This window comes from Roseivirga spongicola, from assembly GCF_034376045.1.
Classification (GTDB): Bacteria; Bacteroidota; Bacteroidia; order Cytophagales; family Cyclobacteriaceae; genus Roseivirga; species Roseivirga spongicola.
This window is the reverse complement of record NZ_CP139724.1, coordinates 144,609-156,590: the sequence shown is the minus strand read 5'-3', so window position 1 is coordinate 156,590 and position 11,982 is coordinate 144,609. Positions and strand designations below refer to the sequence as shown.

The 11,982-nt window shown below is 40.7% G+C and carries 11 protein-coding genes; 7 read left to right on the top strand and 4 right to left on the bottom strand.

The features are described from left to right. Positions 1 to 20 precede the first annotated feature (20 nt). On the bottom strand, positions 21 to 1,613 hold the full coding sequence (locus T7867_RS00685; RefSeq protein ID WP_068219769.1) for an ATP-dependent DNA ligase: 1,593 nt from the start codon (positions 1,611 to 1,613) through the stop codon (positions 21 to 23). Then, positions 1,610 to 2,638 carry a ligase-associated DNA damage response exonuclease gene (locus T7867_RS00680; RefSeq protein ID WP_068219772.1) on the bottom strand — a complete coding sequence of 343 codons (1,029 nt, stop codon included), beginning with the start codon at positions 2,636 to 2,638 and terminating at the stop codon, positions 1,610 to 1,612. Before T7867_RS00680 ends, T7867_RS00685 begins: the two co-directional genes overlap by 4 nt. A 201-nt stretch (positions 2,639 to 2,839) precedes the next feature. Here T7867_RS00680 and T7867_RS00675 point away from each other — a divergent pair, with 201 nt between their 5' ends. After that, entirely contained in the window at positions 2,840 to 3,889 is a 1,050-nt protein-coding gene (locus T7867_RS00675) for a fatty acid desaturase (protein WP_068219775.1), read from the top strand. A gap of 27 nt (positions 3,890 to 3,916) precedes the next feature. Here T7867_RS00675 and T7867_RS00670 read toward each other — a convergent pair whose 3' ends face one another. Then, complete coding sequence (locus tag T7867_RS00670; protein ID WP_084375636.1) at positions 3,917 to 4,375, bottom strand: RidA family protein; 459 nt, start codon at positions 4,373 to 4,375, stop codon at positions 3,917 to 3,919. A gap of 60 nt (positions 4,376 to 4,435) precedes the next feature. Here T7867_RS00670 and glpK point away from each other — a divergent pair, with 60 nt between their 5' ends. The 3 genes from glpK to T7867_RS00655 are packed head-to-tail and all read left to right on the top strand — an operon-like array spanning position 4,436 to position 8,013. Then, entirely contained in the window at positions 4,436 to 5,926 is a 1,491-nt protein-coding gene (glpK, locus tag T7867_RS00665) for a glycerol kinase GlpK (RefSeq protein ID WP_068219777.1), read from the top strand. Between the two features lie 2 nt (positions 5,927 to 5,928). After that, positions 5,929 to 6,426 carry a hypothetical protein gene (locus tag T7867_RS00660; protein ID WP_068219780.1) on the top strand — a complete coding sequence of 166 codons (498 nt, stop codon included), beginning with the start codon at positions 5,929 to 5,931 and terminating at the stop codon, positions 6,424 to 6,426. Between the two features lie 9 nt (positions 6,427 to 6,435). Then, entirely contained in the window at positions 6,436 to 8,013 is a 1,578-nt protein-coding gene (locus tag T7867_RS00655) for a glycerol-3-phosphate dehydrogenase/oxidase (RefSeq protein WP_068219783.1), read from the top strand. On the opposite strand, the gene T7867_RS00650 is transcribed toward T7867_RS00655, so the two are convergent. Then, a complete protein-coding gene (locus T7867_RS00650) occupies positions 8,014 to 8,469 on the bottom strand; it encodes a hypothetical protein (protein WP_068219786.1) in 456 nt (151 codons plus the stop codon). It lies immediately after the preceding gene. 373 nt (positions 8,470 to 8,842) lie between these two features. Here T7867_RS00650 and T7867_RS00645 point away from each other — a divergent pair, with 373 nt between their 5' ends. From T7867_RS00645 to T7867_RS00635, 3 genes are read left to right on the top strand one after another with little or no spacing between them, the layout of a single operon-like run. After that, positions 8,843 to 9,475 (top strand): TetR/AcrR family transcriptional regulator, encoded by a 633-nt coding sequence (locus tag T7867_RS00645; protein ID WP_068219790.1) that lies wholly within the window; start codon positions 8,843 to 8,845, stop codon positions 9,473 to 9,475. Beyond that, on the top strand, positions 9,459 to 10,802 hold the full coding sequence (locus T7867_RS00640; RefSeq protein WP_068219793.1) for a TolC family protein: 1,344 nt from the start codon (positions 9,459 to 9,461) through the stop codon (positions 10,800 to 10,802). Before T7867_RS00645 ends, T7867_RS00640 begins: the two co-directional genes overlap by 17 nt. A gap of 25 nt (positions 10,803 to 10,827) precedes the next feature. Continuing rightward, on the top strand, positions 10,828 to 11,967 hold the full coding sequence (locus T7867_RS00635) for an efflux RND transporter periplasmic adaptor subunit (protein WP_084375637.1): 1,140 nt from the start codon (positions 10,828 to 10,830) through the stop codon (positions 11,965 to 11,967). Positions 11,968 to 11,982 lie beyond the last annotated feature (15 nt).

Sequence of the window (11,982 nt, the reverse complement as noted above, 5' to 3'; positions counted from 1 at the left end):
TAATGCTATGCTTAAATTCCCTATCGAGGGTAAGTTTTTAAAAGCCCTTTCAAATCTTCCAGCGTATTCGCTTCTTCTTTAGGTTTGTCTTTTCTCCAGCGACTGATTCTTGGAAAACGAAGTGCAACCCCAGACTTATGCCGAGTTGATTCATTGATGCCTTCAAAGGCAATTTCAAAGACCAATTCAGGGGTGACGCTTCGCACAGGCCCAAAACGGTCGATGGTATTTTTCTTGACAAAGCTGTCTACTTGACGCATTTCGGCATCGGTAAGGCCAGAGTAGGCTTTAGTAAAAGGAACGAGCTGCTCACCATCCCAAACCGCAAAGGTGAAGTCGGTGTATAAGTTAGCCCTGCGTCCGTGGCCTTTTTGAGCGTATATCATCACGGCATCTATCACCAGCGGATCAACTTTCCATTTCCACCAATCGCCTTTTTTTCTACCGACTTGATACGCTGAATCTTTTCTTTTCAGCATTAAACCTTCGCAAAAGTGCTCGCGAGAATGTTCTCTGACTTCAGCGAGGTCTTGCCAATCATTAAAGTCTACCAACTCAGATAGGAGAAGCCTTTCAAACTTTCGCTGACTTAGCAGATCTTCGAGTAATTCGCGCCTTTTGTGCATAGGCTCTTGCCGAAGGTCTTTGTCGTTATGTTCCAATAAATCATAGGCAATGAGGTGAATAGGAACCTCTTCCAATATTTTTTTCGAAACGGTTTTTCTACCTATTCTCTTCTGCATTAGGCCAAATGGCAAAGGGTGACCGTCTTTAATGGGGATGATTTCGCCATCGAGTACGGTGCCATCGGGTAGAATTTCTTTCAGTGGTTCGAACTCAGGAAATCGGTCTGTGACTAGTTCTTCTCCTCTCGACCAAACGAAGAGTTCTCCACCCCGAACAATGAGTTGGCCTCTAATGCCATCCCATTTTCTTTCAGCAAACCAATCTTTAGTATTACCTAATTCTTGGGGTTCACCTTCCAGTTGATAGGCTAGGTAAAAAGGGTAGGGTTTGGATAAATCTGCAGCTGAGTCTTTGGAATAGATCAACTCATGGAAGCTGGTGGAGCTTGGTTCCCAATTTCCCATCAGCCGGTGAGCTAGTTCACTTTCTTCAATTTCTGTATGCTGAGCGAGTGCTCTAGTCATTAGTTTTTGAGAAACACCCATCCTGAACCCACCAGTAATCAGCTTATTAAATACAAAACGCTCGCTTGTATTCATGCTATTCCAAGCATTTAGGATGGTATTTTTCTTAGTTTCATCAGGTGCTTTATCTAGCGATTTGATGGTGTCGATCCACTCGCTGAGGCTTTTGCTATTGCTAGACTCAGCTTCAGGAACAATAAGAGCGATAGACTCTGCCAAATCGCCCACGGTGTGGTAAGCATCTTCAAATAGCCAATCGGGAATGCCTCCCAGTTCTGCTGCCCATTGGCGCAAGAAAGTGGTTTTTACGGTTCGCTTAGGTCGTTTGTGACTAAGAATGGCGATGGTCCAAAGCTTATCAGAATCATCGCTCTTGTCGAAATATTCTTTCAGTGCGGCAACTTTTTTCAGCGTGGAGTTGGTCTGATCTAGCGCATTGAAGAGTTGGGCGAAGTCTTTCATGCGGCTTCTCCTTCTAGCTTGTCTTCTTCAGTACTGTCTATAGACTCACCCGTAAAGAGCGTTTTTTCTTCCATAGAACGAATACCAATTTCATTGAGATATTTACTGAAAACATTGGTATAGCCGTGGGTGGTGATCACGGTTTCGGCTTCAGTGGCCTTGATAGCCGAAAGCAAACCATTCCAGTCGGCATGGTCTGAGAGTGCAAAGCCTCGGTCTGCAGCTCTCCGCCTTCGGGTTCCGCGCAATTGCATCCAGCCTGAGGCGATACCGAGTGAAGCAGGCTTGAATTGTTTCATCCAAGGAGAGTTAATGGCCGAGGGTGGTGCCACAACGAGGCTGCCTTTGAATTGGTTTTTGTCCATTCCTCGCTCCACTCTTATGGTTTCTGGAAGCTTCAAACCACCAACTCTAAGTGCTTCATTGGTGTTTTCTACTGCTCCATGAGTAAAGATTTTCCCGATTGAAGCATCTATATTTTTAATTACTCGTTGCGCCTTGCCTAAGCTGTATGCTGTAATGAAAGTTGTTAGGCCTTCTTCCTTGTTTTTTTTCCACCAAAGGTTAATCTCATTAAAGATTTCCTCTTGAGGCTTCCAATGATAAACGGGTAAGCCAAAAGTACATTCAGTAATAAAGGTGTTGCATTTCACTGGTTCGAACGGGGTTGAAATACCATCTGCTTCGGTCTTGTAATCGCCAGAGACTACCCAGGTTTCACCTTTGTAAGAAACTCTAATTTGTGCCGAACCCGGAATGTGCCCCGCAGGGTGTAAGCTAAATTCTACTCCATTGATAATCAGCTTCTCGCCATATTCAATGCCTTGAACAGAAATGTCCTGACCCAGTCTAAGCTTCATTACAGGAATACTCATGTGATGCGCCAAGTAATGCTTCATTCCCCACCGTGAATGGTCGGCATGGGCATGTGTGATAATGGCTCTATCTACCTTCTTCCATGGATCTATGTATACATTTGCTTGCTCGCAGAATATTCCCGAATCATTAAATTGAAGTAATGGCATGGGGTTATAACAATTGCAAAGAACATGAGGTTTTCAGTTTCTAAATATTAAAGGGTTGATCAGCAACCTTATGTGATTGGTGAGTTTCTTTGAAAACTAATATTGACCAAAAATCAAATTTTGGTCGTGATGAATGGAATCAACTGGCTAAATTTGCTGTTGACATTACTGACAGAATACAAATAAGAATTACCCCGCTACATGCAGCATTCACCTTCGGAAAGAATTGAGTTGGCGAAAGAGAAAATCTTAGCACTCAAAAAGTACGCTCAGGAACACAAAGCGAAAGCTACAATTCAAATCATTAATTCCTTTTTACCCTTCATTGGAATCTGGACATTAATGTACATTAGCTTAGACTATAGCTATTGGATTACACTTGGTCTAGGCTTAGTCAATGCCTTTTTCTTAGTGCGAATTTTTATTATTCAGCACGATTGCGGCCATCAGTCGTTTCTCAGAAACAGAAAGGCACAGAAGATTATCGGTTATGTATGTAGCTATTTCTCTGCTATTCCATTCAATTATTGGTCTAAATCTCACAACGTGCACCATAAGCATAATGGTCAGTTAGAGATGCGAGATATTGGAGATGTTACCACCATTACTGTGGAAGAATTCAAGAAATTGAGCCGTTGGGGCAGGTTTAAGTATAGAGTTTACAGATCGCCAATAGTGATGTTCTTAATTGGTCCTGTTTACTACCTATTCATACACAACCGTATAGCATTTATTAAGATGCCTGCCTTTCAGAAAGCTAAAAAATGGTTGGTGTTGAATAACTTCGTTATGCTGGCCATCTTTCTATTCTTTGGTTTTTTACTGGGCTGGGAGAAGTTTTTGATCGTTCATCTCACCATTTTGGTGCTTTTTTCAATTATCGCCATTTGGTTCTTTTATGTGCAGCATCAGCATGAGTATACCTATAAACAATGGATGAAGAACTGGGACTATGTGACTTCTGCATTAAGGGGAAGTACTTATTACAAAGTGCCAAAGATGTTCAACTGGCTAACGGGAAATATTGGGATTCATCATGTTCACCATTTGAATCCGTTCATTCCAAACTATAACCTGAAGAAGTGTATTGAAGAGAACCCTTGGTTGAACAAATACACTACAACCATCAATTTCAAGCAGAGTTTATCTTTAATTACAAATAAGCTTTGGGATGAAGCAGAACAAAGAATGATCAGCTTTAGAGAATTCTACAGGAAAGAAAAAATGCAACCAGTCAGAGTGAGGTCTTAATAAGACCTCTTTCTTTTTGTACCGAATTTAGTCTGGAATCACGGCTATGCATTCTACCTCAACCGCTGCACCTAAAGCCAAGCCCTCAACACCCAAGGCAGATCTTGCTGGTTTTTTGTTCGGGAAATATTCTACGTAAACTTTATTGAAATCGCTCCAGCGATTAATGTCATCTATAAAGATTGTGAACTTAATGGCATTTTCTAGTGAGCTGCCATTCGCTTGCAAAACCTTCTGGATATTCTCCATAATCTGTCTAGATTCTGCTTCTAATCCTCCTTCAACCAATTCCATTTTTCCTGGAATCATACCCACCACTCCGGACAGGTAAAGCATGTTGTCTACCCGAACGGCATCGCTAAAAGGCAGCCCCAAAGAAGCCATTTCATCCGACTGATAATATGTTATTTCGGTTTGATTTGGCTTATCACCGCAAGAGCATAAAAGTGTTACAATCACTAAGATAGAGTAGATAGTCTTTCTCATTTTGCTGGGTTGATCCGATAAAAATGATAATTTAGGAAACTCACCAATTGGAAACTATCCATGTCTAAATATATCATTACCATCGATGCCGGAACAACCAGTGAAAGAGCTATTCTTTTTAACAGAAAAGGAGAGTTAGTAAACGTTTCGCAAAGAGAATTTGAGCAGTTCTATCCCAAGCCTGGGTGGGTTGAACATAGCCCCTTAGAGATCTGGGAGACCCAAAAGTTTACCGTTAATGAAGTACTGGAGAAGCAAGGTGTTCATGCATCTGATATTGCGGCCATTGGTATTACAAATCAGCGGGAAACTACTATTGTTTGGGATAGAAAAACAGGTAAGTCTATTCACAAAGCTATTGTTTGGCAAGATAGAAGAACGGCTAAGTTTTGTGAAAAATTAAAGGCTGATGGTCATGCTGAAGCCATTCAAGATAAAACTGGGCTTCTGATTGATGCCTATTTTTCTGCCTCTAAAATTCGCTGGATTCTAGACCATGTTGATGATGCTCAGGAGAGAGCTGAAAAAGGAGAACTAGCTTTTGGAACGGTTGATAGTTGGTTGTTATGGAAGCTCACCAATGGGCAAGTTCATGCTACAGATGTAAGCAACGCCAGCAGAACTATGCTGTATAACATTCATGATCTGCAATGGGATAATGAGCTGTTGAAGCTTTTCAATATACCTGAATCAATGTTACCAGAAGTCAAGGAAAGCAGCGCACTGTATGGGCATACAGATGCTGGCCATTTTGGTGCTGAAATACCTATTTCTGGGATAGCGGGCGATCAGCAATCTGCCTTGTTCGGGCAAATGTGTACAGAGCCAGGTATGGTGAAGAATACTTACGGAACGGGCTGTTTTATGGTGATGAACACAGGTGATGAAGTCATTAAGTCGAAACATAAATTGCTCTCAACCATTGCTTGGCAAGTGAATGGTAAGGTGCAGTATGCATTGGAGGGAAGTATTTTTATTGGTGGAGCTATTGTTCAATGGCTTCGAGATAATGTCCACTTTGTTGAGAATTCACCTCAGATAGAGGCACTCGCCAGAACAGTTAAGGACAACGGAGGTGTATATTTTGTTCCAGGATTCGTAGGTCTTGGCGCTCCGCATTGGGACCAATATTCAACGGGCTTGATGATCGGGTTAACGCGAGGTACTCAAAAGGGGCATATTGCTAGAGCTGCACTTGAAGCCATGGCCTTGCAGAGTATGGACGTAATCAATACCATGGCCAAAGATTCTGGAATTGAGTTAAAAGAGTTGAGAGTTGATGGTGGAGCTTCTGCCAACAATTTGTTAATGCAAATACAATCGGATGTTACTGATTTAGACATTGTTCGTCCTGAAATTGTGGAGACAACCGCTCAGGGCGCTGCTTTCTTGGCAGGTCTGGCTGTTGGTTATTGGGAGGATATGGAGGAAATCAAATCCATCTGGAAAGTTGATAAGAAGTTCAGTCCTTCGGGCAAAGACATTAGCCAATTAAAACACAATTGGGCGCGCGCTGTTGAAAGAGCAAAGGCTTGGGTTGAAGAAGAGTAATTATGTGGAGATACACGTTGATTTTGATTTTTCTTACTACGTTTTCTGTTCATGGACAGACAATTGAGGCTGAAAAATTCAAATTTGGAGACTTGGGTTTTCGGTCTTCTAAAGAAGAAATAGTTAAAGTGTTTGGAGAACCAAAGCGGATCAGTGAGCCTAATTATGAGTGCGGATTTCTGTCTAGTTCTGAACAAGGCAAGACCTTTTATCTCTTAGATTATAAAAAAATACAGTTTGTAGGTAATGAAAAGGATGGCTACGTTATAGACAAATTTAATCTGACTTATGGAATGTCATTTACCTATGATGGTGTAAAACTGGATATGGATAGTGATCTCGATAAACTTATTGAGGTTTTTGGAATGGAATTGTTTGGTTCGTTTCATGACTCTTCAACGGATAGTAAGCTCATAAGATTTCAAGACTCTGACGATGGAATTATATTCTATTTAAAAGATGGAAGGCTTAGTAAATTAAGTTATTGGTCACCTTGTTAAGGAGATGATATGAAAAGAGAGAAAATGCTGAAAAGGCTCAAGAAAGAAAAAGGGCCATGGGATATAGTTGTTATTGGAGGAGGAGCCACTGGATTGGGGATAGCGGTAGATGCTGCCTCACGTGGTTACAAAACGCTTTTGCTTGAACAGCATGACTTTGCTAAAGGTACTTCAAGCAGAAGTACTAAACTGGTACATGGTGGAGTGCGATACCTGCAGCAAGGCGATATTTCTCTCGTGCTAGAAGCCCTAAAAGAAAGAGGGCTGATGATTAAAAACGCTCCCCATTTGGTGAAAAATCAGGCTTTTATCATTCCGAACTATGAGTGGTGGGATGGCCCATTTTATCAGGTAGGCCTCAAGGTTTACGACCTCATGTCTGGTAAGCTGGGTATTGGTTCGTCCAAAAAGCTATCTAAAGAAGAAACCATTGAACATATTCCGACAATCGATCAGAAAGGCCTTAAGGGTGGAGTAGTTTATTACGATGGGCAGTTCGATGATGCTCGAATGGCACTTTCATTGGCCAAAACCGCAAAGCAGTTCAACGCAGTAGTACTCAATTACTTTGAGGTGATAGAGCTTAAGAAAAATGAAGAAGGCATTATTTCAGGTGTTAAGGCGAAGGACCTAGAGAGTGGCAAGGTTCATAATATAGAGGCCAAAACGGTAATAAATGCGACAGGTGTTTTTGCCGATCGGATCAAGAAAATGGATGAACCTGACATTAAGGAGATGATTCAGCCAAGTCAGGGAATTCACTTGGTGGTTTCTAAAGAGTTTTTGCCAGATAAATATGCCATAATGGTGCCTCAGACCAAAGATGGACGTGTGATGTTTGCTGTGCCTTGGCACGACAAAGTAGTTTTGGGAACTACGGATACCATGAAAGAAAGGCCTGAACTTGAGCCAGAAGCTTTGCCAAGTGAAGTAGATTTTATCCTAGAAACAGCAGGTCAGTATTTGGCCAAACAACCTACTCGAGAAGATGTGTTGGCGGTGTTTTCTGGGCTTCGGCCTTTGGCTAAACCAGAAGGGGAGGGCAAGTCTACTAAAGAGATATCTAGGCACCACAAGGTGATGATTTCTCAGTCTGGACTAATTACAATTATTGGTGGTAAATGGACTACCTACCGAAAAATGGCAGAAGATACTGTAGACAATGCTATTTTAATTGGTGCATTACCAGAAAGAAAATGTATTACCTCTAACCTGCCAATTTATGGGTATGATCAAAATTTAGATATCACAACTGATCACTTGGCTGTGTATGGTACGGAAAAATATCAATTATTAGAGCTAGAAGAAGAGGAGCCAGCTTTGGCAGAGTTCTTAAGTGAAGATATTCCTCTGAGAAAATCTCAAGTAGTTTGGGCTGTAAGAAATGAAATGGCCAGAACTGTTGAAGATGTTCTGGCCAGAAGGGTAAGGGGTTTGTTTTTGAATGCTGAAGAATCACTCAGGATTGCTCCAGAAGTAGCATCGATTATGGCTGCTGAGCTGAATAAAGAAAAAGACTGGGTTGAAGATCAGCTAGCATCTTTTAAAGAGGTAGCGGCCCATTACACAATTGATGTAGGTTATTAATTACTCTTTGATTTCTACTAGATTCACCATGTCTGTAGTGCCAAGCCTTTTCACCGTTATTTGATCTCCTTCAAATTGTAAAAGAACAATTACTGAGATTTTATCCTCTTGGCCTTTCCACTTTAAGTTGTTGTCAATGTTTTCATTGAGTTTCATCTTTTTGAGCTTCATGTTCGTGTCGTTTCTCACACTCATTAGGCAAGATTTCCCTCTTCTGTCTACCAAAATTTGAAGTCCTAAATAACCCTCAGCTTTTTTGAGCATTTTATCGTCCCAACCCTCAGTAATTACTTGAGTTAGAACTTTGTCTTCTATCTCGGCAATAATGCTGGTCTCTTCAAATTTGAATTCATCCAAATAGCAATTGTCGAATTTTTCTGGATAAACATGCTGCGCATTTAAGCTTCCTGTTGCTATAAATGCAATTAGCATACAAATTACAGTAGTTGGTCTCATGATATGAATTTCAGAAGAATCAGTAAGGTCACAAAATCATCAACCGATTTTCTAGCTGGCACGATTGTATTTTTCTACTAAAACCTGTCCCCTTAATAAAACTCAAATCGCTCATGGTTATGATTTTTATAGGTGATATAAAATTCTTTGTTCTGTCAGTTAAACATTAGGAATAGGTGGTCTTTTCCTGTTTTTATTTTATTGAGGAGTGTTTTTGTTGCGTGGATAAGAATTATGTATGGCTGTAGAAAACGTTTGCAAAGAAAAATTTTGAAAAAAAATCTTGAAGTCTTTGAACTATTTATGACTTCGTTACGTCTATCTTGCAGTCGGAAACTCCGAGTAATTCTAAAGTTTCCTCGGTTTAATTAGGATGGAAGTAAGAGATAAAATAATTGAGAAGGCGGGAGAACTAATGCTTCAGTATGGAGTGCGGACGGTAACCATGGACGATATTTCCAGAGACCTCGGTATTTCCAAAAAGACGATCTACCAGTATTTCAAAGACAAGAAAGACCTTATAAATCAAATTACTGACTCTTTTTTGAGTATGGAACGCGATAGGTTCGGTTCTGTAGAAACTGAATGTGTAGACAGCGTGCATTCACTCATGCTCATTTCACAGTGCCTGAGAGAGTCTATGAAAGACATGAAGCTGAATGTGCTCAACGACCTTCAAAAGTTTTACCCAGAAGCGTGGAAAATGTATGAGTCTTTTAAGAAAGACACCATGCTTTGCTCTATTACTAGGGTAATTATTAGAGGTCAGGAAGAAGGATACTTCAGAAAAGAACTAGACCCTGAATTGATGGCTTATGTGAGGATTGAGCAGGTTCAGGCAGTAATGTTAAATCAACACTCTCTTCCGAGAGAAAAATATACCCTTACAGAGGTGCAAATGCAGTTGTTCGATCACTTCGCGCACGGTTTGTTCACCATAGAAGGTCATCAACTTTTTAACCAGTATACAAAAGAAAAACTCAAACAAAATGAAACGCTCAATTAGGAGAGTAAACGCTTTACTTCTGTTGCTGCTAACCACAGTTTCGGTTAGTGCTCAGGAACTATTTTCTCTTGAAGAGGCCATAAAGTATGCGCTTGAAAACAACGAGAATGTAAAAATAGCCAGAGTAAACACCAGTGATGCAGAGTCTCAGGTTGGGGAAACCCGAGCTGACGGACTTCCACAGATCAATGCTCGTTTTGGCTATACGAATAATCCTACTTTGCAAAGTTCAATTTTAGATATCAGTAGGTTCGACCCTACGGTTCCTGAAGGAACTGAAGGCCGAATCGCTTTTGGAATAAAGAATCAAGGAGACTTGAATATAAATGCAACGCAAATGATTTGGGATGGATCATTCTTTATAGGATTAAAAGCCGCCAAAATGCTCAGAGAAAAAGTTTTGGTAGACGAACAAAAGGCTGAACAAGACGTGCGTGAGCAAGTAATGAAGGCCTACTATATGGTTTTGGTGAATCAGGTGAGAACCGAGCTTATCGAGATCAACATGACTACGCTCGATTCAACTTTAAGAGATACAAGGTTGCTTTATGAAAACGGATTTGCAGAGAAGATTGATGTGTCTCGTCTACAAGTTCAGTTAAACAATTTGGAGTCTGAAATGAGTGGGGTAGAACAGGCCATTTTGGCTAGCAAGAATATGCTAAAGCTTACAATGGGTATGCCTGTTGACTCTGAAATTGAATTGTCAGACGACCTAGAGACTTTCGACTTTAATTACTCTGCAGCAGAGATAGATGCTTACACTGTAGCCGATAGGTTGGAGGTTCAGCAGCTTGAATATTTGAAGCGACTGGCCGAACTGGATGTGAAGAACGTAAGGTCTCAGTATATCCCTAAAGTAAACTTAAGTGCTGCTTGGGGTAGAAATACTGGTAGTTCAACGTTTAGTGGTGTTTGGGAGTCTGACAGGTGGTTTTCGTATTCCAGTGTTGGGGTCAATGTTAGTATTCCGGTTTTCGATGGTTTGAGAAAGAAGTACACTGTTGAAAGAAAGCGCTATCAATTAGAAACGCTCAACTATCAATCTTCACTATTAACTAATAGCCTAAGACAGCAACTAATAGACGCTAAGAAGGCCCTAGATGTGAACCTTGAGAGACTTTCTGTTCAAGAAGATAATATGGAACTGGCTCAAGAAGTAGCTGATGTAACACGTGCAAAATTTACGGAAGGAGTAGGTTCAAACTTAGAGCTGATAGATGCCGATCAGGCCTATAAAGTAGCTGAGATCAACTACTTAACCGCTTTATACGATGCCATTGTAGCAAAAATAGATTTAGACAAAGCCCTGGGCAAACTCAACTAAAACAACAACTAGAAAAACTAAAGAAATGAAATCATTAAAAATCTCCACGCTAATCATGCTAGCCACTCTAGTTGTAGTGAGCTGCGGAAAAGATACCGACTCTTTGGAGGGTAAAAAAGCTAGACTTGAGGCTGCTCGTACTGAAATGAGGGCTTTAGAAACTGAGGTAAAGGAGCTAGAAAAGGCTATTGCGGCTGAAGATCCTTCTTTTGGAAAAGCTGAAGAGGCTTCTGAGCTTGTAACCACAGTGCCAGCAACAAAGACCGATTTCGAACATAAAATTGAGGTAAGAGGTAATGTACAGTCTAGAACCAATGTTTACATCAGTGCGGAAACAATGGGCCAGCTTACAGCACTCAATATTGTAGAGGGACAATACGTGAACAAAGGTCAGGTATTGGCAACCATAGATTCAGAGTCTATAGAAAAGAATATAGCAGAGGTTGAAAATCAGTTGGAGTTTGCTACTACAGTTTTCGAAAAAAGAGAAAGACTTTGGAAGCAAAATATCGGTACCGAGATAGATTATCTGCAAGCCAAAAACAATAAAGAGTCTTTAGAAAAGTCTCTCGAAACGTTAAATACTCAATTAGATAAGACTAAGATTAAAGCTCCATTTTCTGGAACCGTAGAAGAAGTGCCTGTAAGTGCGGGTCAAATTGTTCAGCCAGGAACTCCAGTAGCATTCTTAGTGAGTAATCAGAATATGTATATCAACGCAGAAATTTCTGAGGCTTACATCGGCAAGTTCGAAAGAGGCGATGAAGTAACTGTTTCATTTCCGTCTCTAGGAAAGACATACCAGTCTACTATTGCTTCAATTGGTAGTGTTATCAATCAGGCTAGCAGAACTTTTACTGTAGAAGTAAAGCTGCCTAACGATAAAGATTTGCTTAAAACTAACTTGGTAGCAGTACTAAAAATGACCGACTATGAGGCAGAAGATGCTGTGGTAATTCCATCTAGAATTATTCAAGAAGACCTAGACGGCAACTTCGTTTACCTAGTAGAAGGTGGTAAAAAGGCCAAGAAAGTACACGTAAAACTTGGTTACTCATATGACAATAAAACCGAGGTACTTTCAGGATTGTCTGGTGGAGAAGCTGTTGTAGATAAGGGCAATAGAATTATTGCAGACGGAACGGTTGTAAGTGTTCAAAACTAATTGGGAGTTAACCAT